Genomic DNA, 23,123 nt, shown 5'->3' with positions numbered 1-23,123 from the left:
TCATGAATTTATTCATGTGAAGCTTTAAAGCGTGTTAGAAAATTCTTTACTTTTAAAGGATGCTTACAGTATCATGGAGAGAATGAAACGGCTGAAAGGAGATTAACAATGAAACTTAATCCAAGCAAAATTGTAGACTGTACGATTCGTGATGGAGGTCTAGTGAACAACTGGGATTTCAGCGTAGAATTTGTACAAGATTTGTATAAAAGTTTGAACGAAGCAGGTATAGAATACATGGAGATCGGTTACAAAAACTCTCCAAAATTACTTAAAGGTGCAGAAGCAGCAGGTCCTTGGCGCTTTCTAGATGACGATTTCTTGCGTACAGTTATTCCTCAAAAAGGAACAACTAAGTTGTCTGCGCTTGTAGATATCGGTCGTGTTGCGGAAGAAGATATTTTGCCACGTGAAGAAAGTATGCTAGACCTGATTCGTGTAGCTTGTTATATCAAAGATGTAGACAAAGCGCTTCAATTGGTACAAACGTTCCATGATCGTGGATATGAGACAACGATCAATATTATGGCATTGTCTAACGTAATGGAAAATGAACTACTAGAAGCTTTTGAATTGATCAACGATAGTGTTGTTGATGTTGTCTATATCGTAGATAGCTATGGTAGTCTAGATTATAAAGACATGATTTATTTGGTTGATAAATTCAAAACTAACTTGCCTAACAAACGTCTGGGTGTACATACCCATAACAATATGCAAATGGCATTCTCGAATACGCTTGTAGCAGCAGAGCATGGTGTCGAATTATTAGATGCTTCTGTATACGGTATGGGTCGCGCGGCAGGTAACTGTCCAACTGAATTGCTAGTGACTCATTTAAAAAATACCAAGTACACATTGCGTCCAGTCTTAGAAATGATCGACAAACATATGATTGCTTTGCGTGAAAAAGAAGAGTGGGGCTATATCATCCCTTATATGATCACAGGATCATTGGATGAGCATCCACGTTCTGCGATGGCACTTCGTGCTTCGGATGACAAAGATAATTCGGTTGAGTTCTACGATAAGTTGACGACTCCAGAAGTGAGCTTCGATTCTTCTAAAGGAAATAAATAGAATTAGCTAAAAAAGCATACTAAATAAACCAAAAGAGCAACTTCCAGTCATTAAGGAAGGTTGCTCTTTTGGTTTATCGTGTTCTAAGTAAAGATCATTTTAAGATTGAGAATACTCTTCCACATACGAACGTGTACCTGTCTGTTCATGATAGTAGACTCGATATGTTTTGCCATCCGCAGGATCGACAAAGACCTCAGGGGTAGGATAGGAATGCTTGAGAATATCATTTTGTTGTTGAGAAGATCGTTGTTTTCCTTTGTATCGCTTATCAAAAAAGTACCAGCTTATTAAAAGTAAAGCTAGAAAACCAGCGATTTGTAATACGAAATAGATAGCACCCATATTAAAAAAACTCATGCGATCGGTTCAATGGTAACAACTGTACCATAAGCAACAATTTCGCTCATGCTATTACCGATATCTCCGCTATCAAATCGCATCATTACTACTGCATTACCACCCATTGTATGTGCACTTTCAACCATTCGATCTAAAGCCTGACGGCGACCATCTTCGATCATTTGAGTATATTGCTTGACTTCACCACCGACTAATCCTTTAAAAGAAGCCATAATATCGCCACCTATTCCGCGTGCACGTACAACGACACCAAAAGTTGAGCCTAGCACATTAGTTACTCGATAACCTGGAATATGTTCAGTCGTTACGATAATCATTTGTATCACTCCTGTCTGATTGATAAAGCGTATATTATACTTTTTATATACGTAAAGATATTCAAAATGATACATAAATAAAAGAAGTTGCAAGATAAAAATGAATATGATATATTATATCTTGTCGTTAAGAAAGCCTAATGACTTTCCAAACGTGACCTCGGGATGTAGCTCAGCTTGGTAGAGCACCTGGTTTGGGACCAGGGGGTCGCATGTTCAAATCGTGTCATCCCGACCATCCATTTATGCGGGTGTAGTTCAATGGTAGAACTTCAGCCTTCCAAGCTGATAGCGTGGGTTCGATTCCCATCACCCGCTTACTGAAATACCAAGAGAAAGTCTTTGCGAAAGCAAAGGCTTTTTTTGTTGTATTTATCTTTTTGTAATGCTTGTATACGAATATAAATTAGCACAATAAGATTTGGTTTTTTGAGAGAGCTCTGTTATACTGTCGTTGTCAGCGGTAATTATATACGTTATGCTTTTCAAGCTGACCATTCTGAAGAAATGAGAGGGTCCTATTGTCCAATGAAGTAAACATACGAATTTCCCTACGAACTGCACATGATGAAGCAGGCAGACAGCTCAAGCGGCTGATGCAAACGGGAGACGTATGTCCATGGATAGCAATAGGAAACTGTGATCATAACAGTTCAGGATGAAGAAAATGGTTTTACTTTTGTGATTAATGATGTCTTAGGCGACAAATAGACATGACCAATCGTAAAGTAGAAGCACTCTATACTTATATCCTTTTGCTTATTTTACATATGGATAATGAACGATCTGACGTTAGCATTAATCACCGCGAGAGCATCTGCTCTGGCGGTTTTTTTATGATTTCAGAGAGGATGATGTTCAATGACAACCATCGTAAAAGTAAGCAATCTAGCAAAAGACTGGAACGGTCAACGAATTTTCGAACAAGTGAATCTACAAATAGAAGCAGGAGAACGTCTCGCCTTGATCGGTGAGAATGGAAGTGGCAAAAGTACACTGATTCAACTGCTAATGAATGATACTGAATCTACAGAAGGCAAAATCGAACGCTTCTTACCATTGGCACAATGGGATTGGATGAGACAGCAAGATGATATGGAGCATATTCATCAAGGCTGGACAACATTAGAAATAGCGAGACAAGGTAAGCCAGAATTGTGGAACTTACGCCAACAATTAGATGAATTAGAGCAACAACTTCAGAGTATTTCAGTGGAACAACAAAGTGATCATTACAACGATGTTTTGGAACAGTATGGCAGTACGTTAGAACAATATGAAAAGCAAGATGGATTCCTATGGGAAATTGAAGTGGAAAAGCAATTGACTACGATAGGGATTATATCTGAGTTATGGAATGTACCTTATACGCAGTTAAGCGGAGGTCAGAAAACAAGAGTCCGTCTAGCATCTGTCTTAACGCGTGAGACGCAGCTATTAATCTTAGATGAACCTACCAATCATCTCGATACAGAGACTATGGAATGGTTAGAAAAGCGATTGCAACAATATACAGGTACTTTGTTATTTGTCTCACATGATCGTGAATTTGTAGATCGGATGGCGACGTCTGTATGTGAATTGACACAGACAGGAATGACCAAGTATAAAGGTGGATACCGCGATTATCGAGAACACAAACAGCGTGAATTACGAGCACAAGAATCGCTTTACAAAAAGCAAGAACAACAGCGCAAAGCGCTAGAAGAATCGATTCGCAATTATCAGCAATGGTTCGAACAAGCGCATCGGGCAGCCGGTAAGCAAAATGAAGTGAAAATTACTAAAAGCTTTTATAGAGATAAAGCGAACAAAAATATTTCACGCTATCATGCCAAAGAAAAAGCACTGGAACGTTTAGATTCAGAAAGCGTTCAAAAACCACGTGATGCTGACAAAATGAACTTTGAACTAGAAGCGAGTGAGTTTAAAGGACATACCTTAATTCGGTTAGATGATGTAAGTTTTGCGTATGATGCTGATCTAGAGCCAGTAGAAGAACACCATCAGAATACAGAGCATGAAGATAAAGCCTTGATTCAACATCTTGATATGAATGTACAACGTGGCGATCGTATTGCGATTACAGGGCCAAATGGGTCAGGCAAAACGACACTTATCAAGTTATTACTTGGACATCTTCAACCATCTAGTGGTGAATTATGGCATCATCCAGCACTGAATATAGGTTACTTTTCACAGGAACTCGAAGGATTGCCGTTAGAAATGACCTTACTGGATAGTCTGCTTGTGTTGCCTTCTATGACACGCACCGAAGCGCAAACGATCTTAGGTTGTTTTTTGTTCCGTGGCGAAGAAGTGTATAAGCAGATTGGACATCTAAGTATGGGAGAGCAGTGTAGGGTAGCATTAATACGATTATATTTTGGCGGTGCAAATGTGTTGATTCTCGATGAACCGACCAACTATCTAGATATCGCTGCACAAGAAGTGATCGAGTCAGCGTTACAACAATACTCAGGAACGATTATTTTGGTCTCTCATGATCGGATGTTAGTTCGGCGATTAGCGACTCGATTGTTACAGTTAGAACGTAACCATCGTTATCAATGGTTTGAAGGAACTGTAGAAGAATATGAAGCAGCCAAAGCACATCAGCAACAAGAAGCTATGGCAGGTGGAGTAGAAGGTTATCAACAACGTATGATGCTAGAATTGCGTCTATCTCAATTGTTAGCTGGGCTTGCAGATCAGAAGCAATCTCATTCGTCTTCTCGATCCCATGAACATCTTCCCAAATCGACACAATCTATTGAAGATTTAAATCTAGAGCAACCAGCTAATGATCCTGTCTGGCAAGAAATTCAATCGTTACGCAAAGAGTTAGCATCATACTCGTCTCATTCGTAAATCAAATAGAATATTCTTTTTTGTATAACAATCGTTGACGGGAAGGCTGGTTGTTTGTAAAATAGTGAGTATCTATTTTCACTATGACATCTGCAACGAAAGAGAAGAGTAAACAGTACTGTCGTACAGGGAGAAAATGCCATTAGATTGAGAGCATTTTTACAGAAGCAGGCTGTTGAAGTTCACTCTGGAGCAGCGTTCTGAAATATAAGTTAGTGGCGTAAGCAAGCTGATTTGTAGATTAGGAATAGCCGGTGTAACGATCCGTTATCGTCGTTTCGAGCGAGAAGCTTATAATCTACATGTGATTGATATAGAGAAGACTCTATGTTGAGATACAGATTATAAATTTCTAACAAGGGTGGTACCACGGTCTTTTCGTCCCTTAAGGGGAGAGAAGGCCTTTTTTTGTTGTTTTGATAAAGTTCACACACTGCGGGATAGGAAGAAAGGGGCTTAACAACGATGAGCGAAATCGTCCAAATGCAAGAACATTTGCTTGCTTTGAAATCAGAAGCACTGGAAGTATTAGAAAAAGTAGCCACACCGAAAGAGCTAGCTGATCTACGTGTTAAATACTCTGGTAAAAAAGGAGCTTTAACTGAAGTATTGCGTGGTATGGGTAAGCTTAGCGCTGAAGAACGTCCGGTTGTTGGTCAAGTAGCCAATGAAGTGCGTGAAGCGATTGAAGAAGTTATTAATCGCAAGCAAGAAGAATTTGTACGTGCTGAAACGAATGAACGTCTAGCAGCTGAGAAAATCGATGTAACCTTGCCAGGTCGTGGGTTGCCACAAGGTGGTATTCATCCGATCAACAAAGTGATCGAACAAATGGAAGATATTTTCTTGGGTATGGGATACAGCGTAGCAGAAGGCCCTCAAGCTGAAAGTGATCATTATAACTTTGAAGCATTGAATTTGCCTAAAAATCACCCTGCTCGTGATATGCAAGATTCGTTCTATTTAACAGAAGATTTGTTAATGCGTACGCATACTTCTCCTGTACAGATTCGTGCGATGGAAGCAGCAAAAGGAAAAGCTCCTTTGAAAGTTATTTGTCCGGGTGCTGTATACCGTCGTGATGATGACGATGCGACTCACTCTTTCCAATTTTTCCAAATCGAAGGTTTGGTAATTGATAAAGGTATTCGTATGAGTGATTTGAAAGGAACATTGCTTCAATTTGCACGTGAAATGTTCGGCGAATCGACAGAGATTCGTTTGCGTCCAAGCTTTTTCCCTTTCACAGAGCCTAGCGTAGAAGTAGACGTTACGTTTGTGAAAAAGAACGGTGAGCGTATCTGGATCGAAGTATTAGGTTGCGGTATGGTTCATCCTAAAGTGTTAGAAATGGGCGGTTTTGACCCTGAAGTATATAGTGGATTTGCATTCGGTATCGGCGTAGAACGGATAGCGATTTTGAAATACGGTATTGATGATATTCGTCATTTCTACAGCAATGATATGCGTTTCCTCAAACAATTCTCACGTATCTAATATAAAGGAGTGAATAGCAGTGAAAGTATCTACACAATGGCTGTCTCAATATGTTTCTTTGGATCAAGTCACTCCAGAAGAACTAGCTGAGCGCATTACACGGTCAGGAATCGAAATCGATAGCGTCGAATATCGTAATCAAGGGATTACCAATGTTGTTGTTGGTTATGTGAAAAGCAAAGAAAAGCATCCTGATGCAGACAAGTTAAATGTATGTGTGATTGATGCCGGACAAGGTGAAGACTTACAGATCGTATGTGGCGCTAAAAATATCGATGCCGGGCAAAAAGTTCCTGTAGCACTTGTGGGTGCCAAATTACCAGGCGGTATGGATATTAAAAAAGCCAAATTACGTGGCGTATTATCTCAAGGAATGATCTGTTCTGCGAAAGAATTAGGCATTAACGATAAATTGTTACCTAAAGATCAACAAGAAGGTATTTTGGTGTTACCTGAGAACACAGAAATCGGTACACCGATTGTACAATTGCTTGGCTTAGACGATGCAATTTTAGATTTCGATCTGACTCCAAACCGTTCAGATTGCTTGAGTATGTTAGGAGCGGCTTATGAAGTTGGTGCTATTCTAGGTCGTGATGTGACATTGCCTGAACTGAATTTTGTTGAAGCTGGAGATGCAGCAGCAGATCATATTTCCGTGAATATTGAAGCAACCGAGCAATGTAGTCACTTTTCTGCTCGTTATATTAGCGGGATTACAGTAGGTACTTCTCCATTGTGGTTGCAAAATCGTCTGATTGCAGCAGGTATTCGTCCGATCAGTAATATTGTAGATATTACCAACTTTGTAATGTTGGAATACGGACAACCACTTCATGCTTATGATGCTGACAAATTAAATCAAGGTGCTATCGAAGTGCGTATGGCACGTGAAGGTGAAGTACTTACTACACTAGACGATCAAGAACGTAAGTTAGACGATCGTATGTTGCTGATTACAAGCGGTGGACAACCTGTAGGGCTTGCTGGCGTTATGGGTGGTGCTGAGACGGAAGTCACTGCATCTACTGTTAACATTTTATTAGAATCTGCCAAGTTCGATGGTGGAACGATTCGCAAAACATCACGTCGCTTAGGGCTTCGTTCAGAAGCAAGTCAACGTTTTGAAAAAGAAGTTGATCCTTCTGCTGTGGTGCCTGCGCTAAATCGTGCGGCTGAATTGATCGTTCGTTATGCTCATGGATTAATTCATGAAGGTATCGTAGAAGAAGTGGTACAAGTTGCAGAAGAGAAAACATTGCAATTGTCTTTAAGTAAATTAAATCGTTATTTAGGTACAGAGTTGTCTTTACTTGAAATCAAAACGATTTTTGCTCGTTTGCAATTCCCTTGCGGTGATGTAGCACAAGATTTATTAGAAGTTCGTATTCCTACTCGTCGTGGTGATATCGTACGCGATGTTGATTTGATCGAAGAAGTGGCACGTCTATATGGATATGATAATATCCCTACGACTTCTATTGAAGGTACAACAACACCAGGAGCATTAACCAAATCTCAACGCTTGCGTCGTACGATTCGTCATTTGCTAACGCATGGTGGATATCAAGAAGCAATTACGTATTCATTTACCCATCCAGCGAAAAATGATCTGTTCCCGCAATTGCGTGGAGAACAGCAACAAGTCGCACTAGCGATGCCAATGAGTGAAGATCGTAGTGTGTTACGTAGCACATTGATTCCGCAATTGTTAGAGACAGCTTCATTTAACCGTAATCGTAAACAAGAAAATCTAGCTTTATTCGAAATCGGTAGTGCATTCTTCAGCTCTGAGCAAGAATTGACTCGTCAACCAACAGAGGTTCCTTTACTTGGACTATTGCTTACAGGCAGACGTCAACAAGCGCAATGGAATACAGGCAATGAACGTGTCGATTTCTTCGATCTCAAAGGTGCTTTAGAAAGCTTGCTACAATATCTAGGATTGCAATCGTTGATCACATACAAAGCAGATCAACCACAAGGATTCCATCCAGGACGTTCTGCATCTGTATACTTGCAAGTAGGCAGTCAGCAACAATGGATCGGTGTAATCGGACAGATTCATCCTGATATTCAACGTGAGTCTGATCTTGAAGATACGTATGTAGCAGAGATTCAATTGGCTCCATTATATGAAGAAGCTGATGAGAAAATCGTATACAGCGAATTGCCACGTTACCCTTCTGTACAACGCGATATCGCTGTTGTGATCAACGAAGACGTAGCGGCAGGAGAATTATTAGCTTCTATTCGCCTGACAGCGAAAGAATTGTTAGAAACCGTACAAGTATTTGACGTATACACAGGTGATCGTGTAGGCGAAGGTAAGAAGAGTGTAGCGATAGCTATCGTATATCGTCATGCAGAGCATACGTTAACAGACGAAGAAGTAACCACTGTGCATGATCAAGTCTTAACGGTATTGTCTGAACAATTTGGTGCAGAACTGCGTAAGTAATCATTTTGTCCAATCTTTATACTGCGTAGATTCCCTATCCAAATGACTCGGAAATAAAGAATCATGTTTGTTAGGGATGATAGCAGGAATTGACAAGAGTCGCATCGAATAACAATCGATGTGGCTTTTTTGTCTACATCCAACTAGAATAAACAGAAGAAGTAAAGGAGGGCACGATTGTGACGACACCCGAACGTATTCGAGTAAACGTGGATATTTATGGAACAACTTATAAATTAGTTGGCACGAGTGCCGATTATATGAGACAAATTGCTCGTTATGTAGACGAGCATATGAACGATATATCGCAAGCTCATTCTCATTTAGATAAAGCTAAATTAGCTGTATTAGCAGCTGTACACATGGCGGAAGAATCGATTAATGCCCAGATCAATCAGTCTGAATTTGATAAAGCGATCGCAGAGCAAGAGCGCTTAAATACAGAGCTAGAACAATTGCAAAGTGTAAAAGCTCAACAACAAGAATTGATTCAGAAATTACAACAGGACAATCAACAACAAACGACGACCAATGAACAATTACAAAAAAATGTGAAAGAAACATCTGCTCAATTAACACAGACTCAGCAAAAGTTAACTTCTGCGGAAGGTCAAAACAAACAATTACAACAGCAAAATCAAGAACACAAATTAAATAACGAACAAATACAGCACAAATGGAAAATCGCTGAAGAAGCTCTTCAAAAAGCTTTGAAATCCAATGTAGAACTGGAACAAAATCTGCAACAAACGACAGAAAATTTACGCAGTGAGATTAATCTTTTAACTGAAAATGAAGAAGTGTCCAGTTTGCGAGTAATGGAGTTAGAAGAGCAGTTGCAACTGTTACAACAACAACATGATCGTGTGCAACAGGATCATGCCGAACTGGAGGAAAATAACAAACGTATATTGACAGAGTTACAAGGATTACAAGAACAACATGATCAGCTCACCAAACAAATAGCAGAAGCGCAAGAAGAATCCGAGACATGGCGCGAATTGTCTGTACAGCAAGAGCAAGAGTTGCAAACAGTACAAGCTCATTTAACAAATGTACAAGCAGAACAACAACAATTAGAACAGCAATTAAGCGAATCTCAACAACAATTGACAGCAGTACAAGCACAATTCGATACTGCTCAGCAAGAGATAGCAGAATCCAAAGAAGAATCCAATCGTTGGTATGAATTAGCACAACAACAAGAGCAAGAAGTACAAAAAGTGCAGATCGAATTAACACAAGCTCAAGAACAACGTCAAACGTTGGAAGAGCAAGCATCTGCAACCAAAGAACAAATGTCTATTTTGCAACAACAATTAGCAGATGCTAAAAACGAAGTATCCGCTACCAAACAAAGATTAGAAACATGGCGTGAATTATCCGGTCAACAAGAACAAGAAGTGGCTCGTATTCAAGGTGAATGGTCACAAGCTCAAGAGCAACAAGTTGTATTGGAAGAACAGCGTGTAGCGATAGAAGAACAGCTTAACGAATTGGAAGAACAAAAGTCAGAACTCAATCAACAATTAACTGAACTACGTCAAGAAAATGCTACGCTCAAAGAAGAAGTAGACACATGGCATGAATTATCTGATCAACAAGAACAGGAATTACAGACAGCTCAGTCCGAACTTGCACAGCAACAGCAACAATATACGTCTCTACAACAACAATATGCTACAGTGCAAGCAGAGTATGAATCATTACAAGCAACCAGCGAACAGTTACAGACCGAGCATGAATCTGTACAGACGCAAGCACAACAGCTACAAGAGCAACAACATGATCTGAATCAACAGCTAAGTACACTTCAAGAATCATTCACAGCAACACAAGAAGAAGCTGGAACATGGCGTGAATTATCAACACAACAAGAACAAGAAGTGTCTCAAATTCAAGCCGAACTTGCTCAAGTGCAAGAACAATATACGGCTTTGCAACAACAGTCGAACAGTATCCAGAGCGAGCGTAATGATCTGGAAAATCAAGTACATGTACTGGAAACAGAACAGTTGGAGCTACAGCAACAATTAGTAGAGCTTCAAGAAACATTAACCGTAACACAAGAAGAAGCCGGAACATGGCGTGAATTATCCACACAACAACAACAAGAAGTATCTCAAATTCAAGCTGAACTTGCTCAATTGCAGGAACAATATACGGCTTTGCAACAACAGTCGAATAGTATCCAAAGCGAGCGTAATGATCTGGAAAATCAAGTACATGTACTGGAAACAGAACAGTTGGAGCTACAGCAACAATTAGTAGAGCTTCAAGAAACATTAACTGTAACGCAAGAAGAAGCCGGAACATGGCATGAATTATCCACACAGCAAGAACAAGAAGTATCTCAAATTCAAGCTGAACTTGCTCAAGTGCAGGAACAATATACGGCTTTGCAACAACAGTCGAATAGTATCCAAAGCGAGCGTAATGATCTGGAAAATCAAGTACATGTGCTGGAAACAGAACAGTCAGAGCTACAGCAACAATTGGTAGAGCTTCAAGAAACATTAACCGTAACACAAGAAGAAGCCGGAACATGGCGTGAATTATCCACACAACAACAACAAGAAGTGTCTCAAATTCAAGCTGAATTTGCTCAGGTGCAAGAACAATATACGGCTTTACAACAGCAATACACTTCAGAACAAGCAGCACATGAATTGGTTCAAGCACAAGTTCAGCAATTAGAAGAACAACAATCTGATCTGAATCAACAATTAGTGGAACTGAAAGAAACACTAACGGTTACTCAAGAAGACGCAGAGACATGGCGTGAGCTGTCAGGACAGCAGGAACAAGAGGTCGAGCGGATTCAAGCTCAATTACTAGATACGCAACAACAAGCGCAGACAGTAGAGCAGCAAAGAGTACAATTAGAAGAACAACAGATTATTTTGAATCAACAACTTCATCAGGCGCAGCAAGAATTAGCCAATACGCAAGAAGAAGCTGAGACATGGCGCGAACTTTCTAGCCAGCAAGAGCAAGAAGTAGAACAGGCGCAAGCTCAATTGTCTCAAGTGAGTGAGCAGGTTGGGCAATTAGAACAACAGTTGCAGACACTGGAAGAACAACGTCATCAACTGGAAAAAGAGCAGTCATCTCTTCAACAACAATTGGAAGATGTACAGCAACAGGTTATTACTGCAACCGAAGAAGCCGAGACATGGCGCGAATTGTCAACGCAACAAGAGGATGAAGTGAATCGTCTGCAAGCCCGGTGGACAGATGCTCAAGCAGAACGTCAGGTACTCGAAGAACAGCTTCGTGTTATCGAAGAACAACGTCAGACATTGGAATATCAATACCAAGATCTAGAAGAGTTACAGTCTGAACGTATCGATCAGTTAAATGAACTGCAACAGCAAAAATCAGCGATTCAAGAAGAAATGGAAATGTGGCGTGAGCGTTCTAGTGAACAAGAAGATGAATTGCATACGTTACAAGCTCAATGGTCACAAGAACAGCAATATCATCAAGATGCACAAGCTCAGGTAGCTACATTGAATCAAGAGTTGCTTTCGTTACAAGATAAGTTAGGTCAACAAGAGCAGATTTTGCAAGAAGCGAATCATAATATCGATCAATGGAATGATCGGTATACTCAACTGGAAGAAGATTATCGGACAGTGAGTCGTAATGAAGAAGGGTATCTGGAAGAAATCGGACGCTTAGAACAGCAAAGCCATCAGTTGCGTCAAGAATTAAATGAATGGCAACAACGTATTCAAGCAACCGAGCAATTACAACAAGAGCAAGCACAGCATATTGAGCGTTTAGAGCAACAAGAACGTGAATGGCGTGAGCAACAAGATCAACTGGCTACAGTAGAAACACAGAAGTCAGAAGAAATGCAAGAAATATTGCAGCAATACGAAGTGTCTTCCCACCAATTACGATTGGTTCATATCGAACTGCAAGATCAGCGTGAAGAGAAAGAACGTATTATAGGTGAGTTAGAACAATTGCGAGAACAGCATCATCGTCTGGAAATTGAATACAATGAGTGGATGGAATTAATCGAGCAGGACCAGAATTAGATATCAAAATCCCTTTCTGCTTATCACTACATATATTAGCTGTAGTGAAACAGAAAGGGATTTTTTAATAATATTTAATAGCTATAAGCGATTACGCTTCGTCTACGATTAATTTCGCAACCATTGTACTATGACCGGAACCACACATGATTGAGCAAGCAATATCAAATTGACCTGCTTCTTGTGGAGTAACGGTTGCTGTTGTATTTTGTGAATCCAGATCGACATTAAGCGCTGGAATCATCACACCATGATTACCTTGTACACTTTCAAATACGATCTGTACAGGTTGTCCTTTTTTGACATGATATTCTTTTTGATCAAATGCATAATTGGTTGCTTTAATCATCAATTGTTCTGTACCATCAGCAGGTGCAACACCTGTCTCGGTAACACCACTTTGAGGTGGATTGGTAGCAGATTCATTTTTTTGACCACAAGCAGATAAAAGAACCATGACTGCGATCATCATACTAACGATAATCAGCGTTCTTTTATACGTATTTACTTTGGTATTCGGTTGAGATGGGGTATACATGCATTGATTCCTCCTATAGTGATATATAATAATGATCATTGCCAATATTCATAAATAGTATAACTCTGTTCTACATAAAGAGTAACCGGTATCATCAAATTTAAAATAAAATATGGCGAAAAAAAGAAATACGATTCATCAAGTAATCATGTAGAAAGCAATTGAGATCAGTTAGCTTTTGATCATATACCCATTATTTATTATTTGTCATGCAAGTATTTTGTGAATATTTGGTCTAGATGTATAATAAGAAGTAGTGCATTATATTATAAAGGAATTTGTTAGTTAGAGGAGTGTCATTACGTTGAACGAAAAAATATTCCATACCATGCAGTATGGTCAAATTTTGAATACATTATCTTCACATGCAGCCACTTCTATCGGTAAACGCGCAGCGCTTACTTTGCAACCGGATACCGATTTGGAGCATGTCAAAAAGTTACTTCAAACAACAGATGAAGCGACATTGGTTGATCGTCTGAAAGGAACTCCGCCTTTTGGTGGGATTGTTGATATCAGTGCAGCCGTGAGTCGTGCACGTATTGGTGGTACATTGAATCCAAGTGAACTATTAGGCATTGCAAATACGATTATGGGCGGTAGACGTGCACGTCGTCATGTCGAGATGGTACATGAAGAAAATCCTGTACCGATGCTAGCTGATCTGGTCGAACTGATCTCTGATCAACGTCCACTGGAAAAAGCGATTCGTGCTTGTATTGATGACTCTGCTCATGTGATGGATTCAGCAAGCCCGGAACTTGCGGCAGTACGTCGTGAACTACGTTCAGGTGAAGTACGTATCCGCGAGAAGCTGGACAGTATGATCCGTTCTCAAAGTGTAGCCAAAATGTTACAAGATCAATTAGTAACGATTCGTGGTGATCGCTTTGTAATTCCGGTCAAAGCAGAATACCGTGCTCACTTCGGTGGTATTGTTCATGATCAGTCCGGTTCAGGTGCGACACTATTTATTGAGCCAGAAGCGATTGTAGCGATGAACAACAAGTTACGTGAAGCCAAGCTACGTGAAGAACGCGAGATTGAAGTGATTTTGCAGAAGCTAACAGCTCAAGTCTCGGATCAGGTCGAATTGCTGAATTATGATATTGATATTCTGGCAGACCTTGATTTTATTTTTGCCAAAGCCAAATTAGCTCGTTCGATGGACGCAACAATGCCGAAGATGAATGATCGTGGATTTTTGAAATTGAAAAAAGCGCGTCATCCATTGATTCCACTTGCTCATGTAGTGCCAACTGATCTTGAACTCGGCAATGAACATACCAGCATTATTGTGACCGGTCCGAATACCGGTGGTAAAACCGTTACATTGAAAACAGTTGGATTGCTTAGTCTGATGGCGATGTCAGGATTATTTATTCCGGCTGATGAAGGCAGTCAATTATGTGTGTTTGATGCGATCTATGCGGATATTGGTGATGAGCAAAGTATCGAACAGAATTTAAGTACATTTTCAAGTCATATGACCAATATTATCTCGATTTTAGAGCAAATGACGCCAAAAAGTCTGGTGTTGTTTGATGAATTAGGAGCAGGAACTGATCCGGCAGAAGGTTCAGCGTTAGCGATTGCGATTCTGGAGCATATTCATTCACAAGGTTGTCGAATGATTGCAACGACTCACTTTAGCGAACTGAAAGCTTATGCTTATGATCGTAAAGGCGTGATCAATGCCAGTATGGAGTTTGATGTGAATACATTAAGCCCTACGTATCGCTTGCTAATAGGTGTACCGGGACGTAGTAATGCATTCGCTATCGCTTCACGCTTGGGACTATCTGAAAAGATTCTTGATGTTGCGCGTGGCGAAGTTGGAGAAGAAGATCAACGTGTTGAAAATATGATCGCTTCCCTAGAAAGTAATCGTCTAAGTGCAGAAGAAGATCGTAATACGGCAGCTACATTGCGTTCTGATATGGAGAAATTACGTGGTCGTTATGAACGTGATCTTGCTAGATTAGAAGAACAACGGGATAAACGTCTGGAAAAAGCGGACGAAGAAGCACGTGAGATTATCGAAAAAGCGCGTAAAGAAGCCGATGAAGTGATTCGTTCATTACGCCAGCTTGCGCAAGAAGAAGGCGCTTCTGTAAAAGATCACAAGTTGATTGCAGCTCGCAAACAATTGGATGATGCTACACCAGGGCAACGTGCGAAGAAGAAATCTGCTTCTTCTACCGAGTCCAAAAAAGTCAAACCACTTGGTCCTGGTGATGATGTAATGGTGTACAGTCTGAATCAACGTGGACATATCGTAGAATTATCGGGAACCAAAGAAGCTGTCGTACAGATGGGTATTTTGAAAATGAAAGTAGCGTTAAGTGATCTAGAATTAGTACAGTCAGCCGCTACGATCAACGCACAGCCACAGAAGAAAGCTACCACGATCAAACGTTCACGCGAAGACAATATGCGCTCTGAACTTGATCTACGTGGTGCTAATGTAGAAGAAGGATTAATGGAAGTGGATCGTTTTCTTGATGAAGCTTTTTTAGCAAACCTGGGGCAGATTTATATTATTCATGGTAAAGGTACAGGTGTGCTAAGAACAGGGATTCAAGATTTCTTGCGTCGTCATAAGCATGTTAAAAGTTTCCGTACCGGTGAATACAATGAAGGCGGCAATGGCGTTACTGTAGCTGTACTGAAATAATCCGGCTTGAAACCATTACAGTGTTCATGCGTAATGAATAGAAATGTCTGTAGATGATTTCAGTACCGGAAGGAGCTATGAAGTGGCGTGAAAGATTATATTGATCCGATGCTTGCACATCCGGTCGGGATGATGATCGGTTTTTTCTCGGTAGCTGTACTACAGCTTATCGTATTTCTATGGTGTTTCGAAATGGTAGCCAAATATAAATGCTGGGATGAAATAAGACGCGGTAATGTAGCGGTAGCAATGGCAACAGGCGGTAAGATTTTCGGGATTTGTAATATTATGCGGTTTTCGATCGAAGCGCATAGTACGGTATATGAAAGTCTCGGCTGGTCGGTTATCGGTTTTGTTTTACTTCTCGCTGCTTATTTTATATTTGAATTTTTGACACCTGTTTTTAAAATTGACGAAGAAATTGCAGCAGATAACAAAGCTGTAGGTTTGATCTCTATGATTATATCGATCTCCTTATCGTACGTGATAGGGGCAACTATTTTATAATCAAGATTGAACTGAAATATGAGTGATGAGAGGAATTACAACATGGATACAACAATATGTCCTTGGTGTGATAGTGAGATTGTATGGGACCCCGAATTTGGACCGGAAGAATTGTGCCCGCACTGTCATAATGAATTAAATGGTTATCGTACGCTTAATATTGCTTTAGATGAAGACGAAGATGAGGAATATGTGGAAGGCGGACAGAAGCCACCTGCTGAAGTTCGTAGAGCTCCTGTAGCACCTGCTGCTCAACCTGAAGAAGAGCAACAATCTTTTGCTTCCCGAGCAACCAGTCTGTTGAACGATGCAGAACTATTTACACAACCAAGTCTATCTTCACTCAAAACGATTGAGCAATATGGTGATGAGAATTTCAACATGGTGCAGTATGAAGAAAATGTAGAGCAATTGCTGGATCAGCAAGAAGAGATTCCGCAATGTCCACATTGTCAGGAATATATGTTGCTTGCAGGTACGCAAGCAATGGGTGGAGCTGGATTTACCCCTTTGCCTGCAACAGCCAAAAATGTAGCGATTTTACCATCTACATTTAAAGTGAATGTATATGTATGTCCAAGTTGCTTCCATGTGCATCAAAGTCTGTGTGAAGATGAGCGTGTAGCGATTATCGACAAGATTACTAATTTAAACGAACAATAAGCATATCGAACAATAAATAAAAAGCTCTTATTCTCTACCTGATAATAGGTGAGAGTAAGAGCTTTTTGCTTTGTAATATAGGATGATATGATTATGCAATAAATCGGTTACTGTAGATTACACCACAATATCGTCGACTGTTGCAGGAGAAGGTTTGGTTGTACGAGTCAATCCAAACAGTTCTAATTCAGGACGCTCGATTCCAGTAATCGTATCTGCTAGCAATTGAGCTGCAATAGCGCTATAGACTGTTCCATTCCCACCATATCCTTCAACAAAATAACTATGAGGATAATCAGGATGTCCACCGATATAAGGCAATCCATCACGGCTAGAACCGAATACCGCTGCCCATGCATAATCAATCGACAACTCTCCTACATTTGGAAATAGTGTCTGTACTTCTTCTAGCAACTTTTGAGATTGCTTCACCATACGAACATCGCGCCATTCCGGATCTGTAAATGGCTCATCCAAGCCGCCTACAACAATTCGATTGTCCGCAGTCGTTCTCATATACAGGTATGGACGTGTCGTTTCCCAGACCATGCTTTGCTCATGCCAACCATCCCAACTTTCTACAGGGTTCGTCATAATCGCATACGTCGTTTCTAGAAATGCGCCACGTTCTTTTTTCATTTCTTGAGTCGCATAACCTGTAGCATAGATTACAGTACGTGCACGAATCTCGATATTACCTGCATAACAGGTAACGCCTGTATCATCAGCAACATGACTTGTGATTTCTACACCTTCATATAATTGTGCACCATGATTCATTGCATCAGCCATCAATGCATGAATAAAGCGATAAGGGTTCACTTCAGCATCGCCATGCGTATACAATCCACCGGCTTTTTCAAAAGAAAAACGTTTCGCTATTTCTTCTGCATCCCAATATTCAGCTTCAAATCCAAAACGTTTGAGATTGTCATATTCTTCTTTCAAAGCAGGTACATCTTCAGGATTACTTGCATAATATAGACTACTGCGTGGAATCAATTGAGCATCAATCGGTAATGTTGGAGCAATGTCGATTAGATACTCCATCGCTTGCTGGCAAAGGCGGTAAAACAATACGCCATTTTGTTCGCCAAATGTATTGATGCAAGAAGTCATCATTTTATCGTTAGTATATTGAAGTAAACCGGTATTGGCGACAGAGCTACCTTGACCGATTTTTGATTTTTCTACAAGCACTACATTGATGCCTCGATGTGCAAGTTCGCGCGCAGACAAAGCTCCGCCCATTCCGCCACCAATAATAAGTACATCACAGGCAATATTTTCTTGTAATGATTGGTATTTCGGTGTCTCGGATTCAGATAGTGTTTTGTCCCATGCTGTACGGTTAGTGTGCAAATCCATAATATTTCGCTCCTCAAGGTATAATAATAGGCTACCGGTGCTGACTGTCTAAGTAATAACATTAAGTAACCTGATTGCTATCCTCTTGAAGCAGGTCGTCAGATAATCGTTTGACAGAGAACGATCCAATCAGAGGGTTGGCAGAAATGGGCGATTCATGTCATACTTATGATTAATCTTGCGCACTTGGAGGCTATTACATTATGAAAGAATTGAGCGACCTTAAATTACAAATATTAGATTTGTTAAAAGAAGATGCAAGACGCACACCGCAACTTCTTTCTACCTTATTAGGTGTTGATGAAGCAGAAGTGACTCAGGCGATTCGTGAATTGGAAGATGAGCATGTGATCGTGAAGTACACATCGGTAGTGAACTGGAGTAAAGTCGATGACGAGAAAGTCACAGCGTTAATTGAAGTACAGATTACACCGGAACGTGGCAGAGGATTTGAAGGTATTGCAGAACGCATTTATTTGTATCCACAAGTAAAATCTGTTTATTTGATGTCTGGTGCTTATGATCTTCTGGTTGAAGTAGAAGGCACCAATTTGAAAGAAGTAGCAAGCTTCGTTTCAGATCGTTTATCTCCTATTGAATCGGTATTGTCTACCAAAACTCACTTTATCCTTAAAAAATACAAGCAAGATGGCATTATCTTTGAAGAGCACGAAGATGATCGTCGCTTGATTATCTCTCCATAACCTGAATATTCGTTGTGATATACAACTCTTTTTGATATAAGCAGAAGAAATCGCGCTTACGGAATAGAGCGCTGAAGGAAGAGGATTGCTATGATTGTCAATAATGAACAACAGACCGGATCATCCAAGTCGATGACTTCGTACCTTTCACCATTAGTTCAAGATATTAAGCCTTCGGGTATTCGTAAGTTTTTTGATCTGGTGAGTGCAAGCAAAGATATTATTACGCTAGGTGTAGGGGAACCCGATTTTATTACACCGTGGCATGTACGTGAAGCTTGTGTCTATTCATTAGAGCGTGGATATACACGTTATACTTCTAATGCCGGTATGCCTGAACTTCGTGAAGCGATTTCAGGTTATTTGGAAAATGAATTCAAAACTGCCTATGATCCGAAAGACGAGATTCTGGTGACCGTCGGAGGTAGCGAAGCGATCGATTTAGCTTTGCGCGCGCTGATTACACCGGGAGATGAGATTTTGATCCCTGAACCTTGTTATATCTCTTATTCACCGATTACAGCTATTGGTGGAGGAATCCCTGTTGGTATTGAGACTTTTGCCAAAGACAATTTTAAATTAACGGCAGAAGCCTTAGAAGCACAGATTACTCCACGCTCCAAAATTTTGATCCTTTGTTATCCAAGTAATCCAACAGGGGCAATTATGACGTATGAAGATTGGTTGCCGATTGCTAAAGTGGTCGAAAAGCATGATCTTATCGTGATTTCTGATGAAATTTATGCAGAATTAACATATGGTACGAAGCACGTCAGCTTCGCATCGGTTCCGGGTATGCAAGAACGGACTATTTTGGTCAGTGGATTTTCCAAAGCGTTTGCGATGACAGGCTGGCGTATGGGGTATGCTTGTGGTCATCGTGATCTCATTTCTGCGATGCTCAAAATTCACCAATATACCGTTATGTGTGCTCCTGTAATGGGCCAAGTAGCAGCTTTAGAAGCATTGACCAATGGATTAGGTGAAAAAGATAAGATGGTAGAGTCCTATAATCGCCGTCGTCGTCTGATTGTCGATGGATTCCGCAGTATTGGTCTGGAATGTCATGAACCTCAAGGCGCTTTTTATGCTTTTCCAAGTATTCAGAATACAGGGCTGACTTCTGAAGAGTTTGCTCAACAGCTTCTAGTGGAAGGAAAAGTAGCGGCTGTTCCAGGTAGTGTATTCGGGTTAGGTGGCGAAGGATTTATCCGTTGTTCGTATGCTACATCTGTCGCACAATTAAGTGAAGCATTGGAAAGAATAGGTTCATTCGTAGCTAAAATAAAATAATTGTCACATAATCTTCTTTTTTCCTTGAATTAACAATTTTCCTGCTTTCATTTACATGATCCTGTGATATAATGGGTCTTTGGAAGCAGGAAATCATGACTCAAGGGAGGGGATTATTTGTATTGCGCTGAATATAATTTGCCGGGATATCGTGGACATAACATTGCAGAGAGTAATGGAGTATGGTCTACGTCCTCAGAGAAGTCTTCACAGATACTTTCCCTAGAGGATGAAATTTATTTGCTTCGTATGCGTATGGAACAGTTATTTTTGGAAGAGCAATCTTTTACATCAGAAGTTGTTATTGAAATCAGCATGTTGCTTGACCTCAAAATTAACGAATATATGCGCTCTCATCAAAAACATTCGTAACTCAGATCAAAACAGAATGTTGAGATATGATCGATCTTGTTATAGCGGATACGATGTAACATTTATAGCCTGAAATCAACAGAGGGTCCTCAAAAAGGAGCTTCTTTTTTTACGTCAAATAGCTGTGGTATGATGGGATATAGTGAATTGAAGGAGGAACGTTGGGTGAAATTGTGGATAAAAGGATTACTACTAAGCATGAGTATGGTATTCGTTTTGACAGCTTGTGGTGGGGATCAACCGAAAGATCCTAATCAAGTGACTGTTTTTATTATGGGTAGTGAAGGATTTTCACAAGAATTAGCAGATCAGGTCAAACAAGATTTGCAGACCAAGCTTGGCAGTACAATGAAAATAACAGTCAATACAACACCGATTTACTCCGCTGAAAAGTTAACGTTAGAATATGTCGATCGACAAGATGATATTATTATTTTGCCAGAAAACGATATGAAATCTTATTCGATTAATGGGGGGCATATGGTGTTGGATAAAGATTTTGATTCCAAAACGTATGCTCGCGGTGTAACGATGGGTAGTGCATCCGCAGAAGATGTAGATAAACAAGAAAAGCATCTATTCTCGATTCCTGTCGATCAAATGAGTATCTTCAAACAAATCAAATATACGCCAGACAATCTGTATGCTACCATTCCTGTGTTTGCGGATTATAATAAATCGCTCAAAATCTTAAAAGCGATGACAGAATAATATCGTTCTATCATCCATGTGGAGGGACAAATGAATATTTATACACGTACAGGTGATGAAGGGCAGACTTCTGTGATCGGAGGTCGGGTCAGCAAAGACGATGCTCGTGTGGAAGCATACGGCACGATTGATGAGCTAAATAGCTTTGTCGGTCAAGCGTTGGCAATAGCGGATAGTGAACACTTTGCAGATATTCAGGAGCAATTGCTGGCGATACAACATGAATTATTCGATTGTGGAGCAGACCTAGCCTTTGTTGAATTAGATGAAAGTAAGTATAAAGTTCATGCTGAATTAGCGGTTCAATTGGAACAATGGATTGATCAGTATGAGACAGAAAACCCACCAATAGAACGTTTTATTTTACCAGGAGGTCATCCTTTAGCCGCTTCACTACATGTCTGTCGTACGGTATGTCGTCGCGCTGAACGAAGAGTGGTAACACTGGGTGCAATAACAGATATTAATATAAATGTGCGTAAATACTTAAATCGACTTTCAGATTATTTTTTTGTGATTGCGCGTACAGCGAATGTGCGTTCAGGCATCACAGATATCGAATATATTCGCAGTCAAAAAGTATTTCGACGTGATTGAGGGACTATTGTGATTAATGCTAAAAATGAAACTAACGATTATTATGAACCAATATTGTATACGATCCAACCGCAAGATGAAGGTATGATTCTCAAAAATATTATGCAACGCCGGATGGGCATTTCACGCAAATTGCTTTCACGTCTTAAAATGACAGAGCAAGGAGTAATGCTGAACGGTCAACATGTATATGTAAGCGTCAAAGTGCAAGCAGGCGATCTGTTAGAGATTCGGATGGAACGGGAACAATCCGATGATATTTTGCCACAAGCCCAGCAGATCGACGTGATCTATGAAGATCAGCATCTATTGATCGTTAACAAACAAGCAGGCATTATCGTGCATCCTACGAGTGGACATTACACCGATACACTGGCAAATGGAGTAGTTCATTACTGGCAAGAGCGCGGAGAGAAGTTCCGCTTCCGTCCGGTGCATCGATTAGATCAAGATACATCGGGTGTGCTGGCTATCGCCAAAAATCCGTATGTACATCAACATATTTCAGAACAAATGATGCAGAATACAGTAAAGAAAAGATATCATGCCTATGTGCATCATATTCCGGCGATACGGCAAGATCGCATCGAAGGAGCGATTGATCGTGATCTAGTTGAGCCTCATATGCGAGTAGTCACACCGGATGGATATCCAGCAGCTACCCGTTATCAAGTGTTAGAATCTTTTCCAGAGCGTGATGTATCATTAGTTGAACTGGAATTAGAGACCGGACGTACCCATCAGATTCGGGTACATATGAAGCATATCGGTTGTCCATTGGTTGGCGATCGGTTATATGGTTATGCGCGACCAGACAATAATATAGATCCTTCTAGCTCTATCGCTCAACTGGATCAACTTGCAGGCAGACAAGCGTTACACGCTGTTGAGCTAGGTTTTGTACATCCAGTTACAGGTGAAAAGATGCTTTTTCACGCACCATTACCTGAAGATTTAGCAATACTGGATGCAGAATTACGAGGACGGGAAGCTTGATGGTGAAGTGGAATATTCTCATGTCAATAAAATCATTTTTTAATCCAGTATTAAAGGAG

18 protein-coding genes and 2 tRNA genes are annotated in these 23,123 nt (G+C 40.3%); 16 read left to right on the top strand and 4 right to left on the bottom strand.

Annotated elements, in window-relative coordinates:
• Positions 1 to 108: 108 nt before the first annotated feature.
• Positions 109 to 1,080, top strand: a complete 972-nt coding sequence (locus tag PQ460_RS17135; RefSeq protein ID WP_273615425.1) for an aldolase catalytic domain-containing protein — start codon at positions 109 to 111, stop codon at positions 1,078 to 1,080.
• A gap of 99 nt (positions 1,081 to 1,179) precedes the next feature.
• Here the strand turns inward: PQ460_RS17135 and PQ460_RS17130 are convergent, their stop codons facing one another.
• Both PQ460_RS17130 and PQ460_RS17125 read right to left on the bottom strand, forming a co-directional pair.
• A complete protein-coding gene (locus PQ460_RS17130) occupies positions 1,180 to 1,425 on the bottom strand; it encodes a hypothetical protein (protein ID WP_274170552.1) in 246 nt (81 codons plus the stop codon).
• An 11-nt stretch (positions 1,426 to 1,436) separates the two neighbouring features.
• Positions 1,437 to 1,760, bottom strand: coding sequence for a YbjQ family protein (locus PQ460_RS17125; protein WP_273615427.1), 324 nt, complete (start codon positions 1,758 to 1,760; stop codon positions 1,437 to 1,439).
• 161 nt (positions 1,761 to 1,921) lie between these two features.
• On the opposite strand from PQ460_RS17125, the gene PQ460_RS17120 reads away from it, so the two are divergent.
• The 6 genes from PQ460_RS17120 to PQ460_RS17095 all read left to right on the top strand — a co-directional run bounded on the left by PQ460_RS17120 (position 1,922) and on the right by PQ460_RS17095 (position 12,638).
• Positions 1,922 to 1,998: transfer RNA gene (locus PQ460_RS17120), tRNA-Pro, on the top strand.
• A gap of 9 nt (positions 1,999 to 2,007) precedes the next feature.
• Positions 2,008 to 2,078, top strand: a tRNA-Gly gene (locus PQ460_RS17115).
• Positions 2,079 to 2,621: 543 nt separating this feature from the next.
• Positions 2,622 to 4,631: a ribosomal protection-like ABC-F family protein gene (gene abc-f / locus PQ460_RS17110; RefSeq protein ID WP_274170551.1), complete on the top strand. Its 2,010-nt coding sequence runs from the start codon at positions 2,622 to 2,624 to the stop codon at positions 4,629 to 4,631.
• Between the two features lie 483 nt (positions 4,632 to 5,114).
• A complete protein-coding gene (pheS, locus tag PQ460_RS17105) occupies positions 5,115 to 6,128 on the top strand; it encodes a phenylalanine--tRNA ligase subunit alpha (protein WP_204825672.1) in 1,014 nt (337 codons plus the stop codon).
• 19 nt (positions 6,129 to 6,147) lie between these two features.
• Positions 6,148 to 8,589 (top strand): phenylalanine--tRNA ligase subunit beta, encoded by a 2,442-nt coding sequence (gene pheT, locus PQ460_RS17100; RefSeq protein WP_274170550.1) that lies wholly within the window; start codon positions 6,148 to 6,150, stop codon positions 8,587 to 8,589.
• A 179-nt stretch (positions 8,590 to 8,768) separates the two neighbouring features.
• Positions 8,769 to 12,638, top strand: coding sequence for a hypothetical protein (locus PQ460_RS17095; protein ID WP_274170549.1), 3,870 nt, complete (start codon positions 8,769 to 8,771; stop codon positions 12,636 to 12,638).
• Between the two features lie 91 nt (positions 12,639 to 12,729).
• Here PQ460_RS17095 and PQ460_RS17090 read toward each other — a convergent pair whose 3' ends face one another.
• Positions 12,730 to 13,176, bottom strand: coding sequence for a cytochrome c oxidase subunit II (locus PQ460_RS17090; protein ID WP_274170548.1), 447 nt, complete (start codon positions 13,174 to 13,176; stop codon positions 12,730 to 12,732).
• A 304-nt stretch (positions 13,177 to 13,480) separates the two neighbouring features.
• On the opposite strand from PQ460_RS17090, the gene PQ460_RS17085 reads away from it, so the two are divergent.
• From PQ460_RS17085 to PQ460_RS17075, 3 genes are all read left to right on the top strand, one after another.
• Complete coding sequence (locus tag PQ460_RS17085; RefSeq protein WP_274170547.1) at positions 13,481 to 15,853, top strand: endonuclease MutS2; 2,373 nt, start codon at positions 13,481 to 13,483, stop codon at positions 15,851 to 15,853.
• A gap of 108 nt (positions 15,854 to 15,961) precedes the next feature.
• Positions 15,962 to 16,360 (top strand): DUF350 domain-containing protein, encoded by a 399-nt coding sequence (locus PQ460_RS17080; RefSeq protein ID WP_204825671.1) that lies wholly within the window; start codon positions 15,962 to 15,964, stop codon positions 16,358 to 16,360.
• A 42-nt stretch (positions 16,361 to 16,402) separates the two neighbouring features.
• On the top strand, positions 16,403 to 17,023 hold the full coding sequence (locus tag PQ460_RS17075; protein WP_274170546.1) for a hypothetical protein: 621 nt from the start codon (positions 16,403 to 16,405) through the stop codon (positions 17,021 to 17,023).
• 117 nt (positions 17,024 to 17,140) lie between these two features.
• Here PQ460_RS17075 and PQ460_RS17070 read toward each other — a convergent pair whose 3' ends face one another.
• The gene (locus PQ460_RS17070; protein WP_273615435.1) at positions 17,141 to 18,391 is read right to left on the bottom strand and encodes an NAD(P)/FAD-dependent oxidoreductase; all 1,251 of its coding nucleotides are present in this window, start codon (positions 18,389 to 18,391) and stop codon (positions 17,141 to 17,143) included.
• 203 nt (positions 18,392 to 18,594) lie between these two features.
• Between PQ460_RS17070 and PQ460_RS17065 the strand changes: the two genes are divergently transcribed.
• The 6 genes from PQ460_RS17065 to PQ460_RS17040 all read left to right on the top strand — a co-directional run bounded on the left by PQ460_RS17065 (position 18,595) and on the right by PQ460_RS17040 (position 23,064).
• Positions 18,595 to 19,095 carry an Lrp/AsnC family transcriptional regulator gene (locus PQ460_RS17065; RefSeq protein ID WP_069327277.1) on the top strand — a complete coding sequence of 167 codons (501 nt, stop codon included), beginning with the start codon at positions 18,595 to 18,597 and terminating at the stop codon, positions 19,093 to 19,095.
• A gap of 90 nt (positions 19,096 to 19,185) precedes the next feature.
• Positions 19,186 to 20,388, top strand: a complete 1,203-nt coding sequence (locus PQ460_RS17060) for an aminotransferase class I/II-fold pyridoxal phosphate-dependent enzyme (RefSeq protein ID WP_204825077.1) — start codon at positions 19,186 to 19,188, stop codon at positions 20,386 to 20,388.
• Positions 20,389 to 20,550: 162 nt separating this feature from the next.
• Positions 20,551 to 20,760: an aspartyl-phosphate phosphatase Spo0E family protein gene (locus tag PQ460_RS17055; protein ID WP_273616262.1), complete on the top strand. Its 210-nt coding sequence runs from the start codon at positions 20,551 to 20,553 to the stop codon at positions 20,758 to 20,760.
• A 165-nt stretch (positions 20,761 to 20,925) separates the two neighbouring features.
• Positions 20,926 to 21,471, top strand: coding sequence for a hypothetical protein (locus tag PQ460_RS17050; protein WP_273615437.1), 546 nt, complete (start codon positions 20,926 to 20,928; stop codon positions 21,469 to 21,471).
• Positions 21,472 to 21,501: 30 nt separating this feature from the next.
• Positions 21,502 to 22,068 carry a cob(I)yrinic acid a,c-diamide adenosyltransferase gene (locus PQ460_RS17045; protein WP_273615438.1) on the top strand — a complete coding sequence of 189 codons (567 nt, stop codon included), beginning with the start codon at positions 21,502 to 21,504 and terminating at the stop codon, positions 22,066 to 22,068.
• 84 nt (positions 22,069 to 22,152) lie between these two features.
• Entirely contained in the window at positions 22,153 to 23,064 is a 912-nt protein-coding gene (locus PQ460_RS17040) for an RluA family pseudouridine synthase (protein WP_274172955.1), read from the top strand.
• Positions 23,065 to 23,123 lie beyond the last annotated feature (59 nt).

The sequence above is a fragment of the Paenibacillus sp. KACC 21273 genome, from assembly GCF_028736095.1.
Taxonomy (GTDB): Bacteria; Bacillota; Bacilli; order Paenibacillales; family Paenibacillaceae; genus Saccharibacillus; species Saccharibacillus kyungheensis.
Note: the sequence above shows the minus strand (reverse complement) of the source record. Positions and strands in the feature narration are given on the sequence as shown.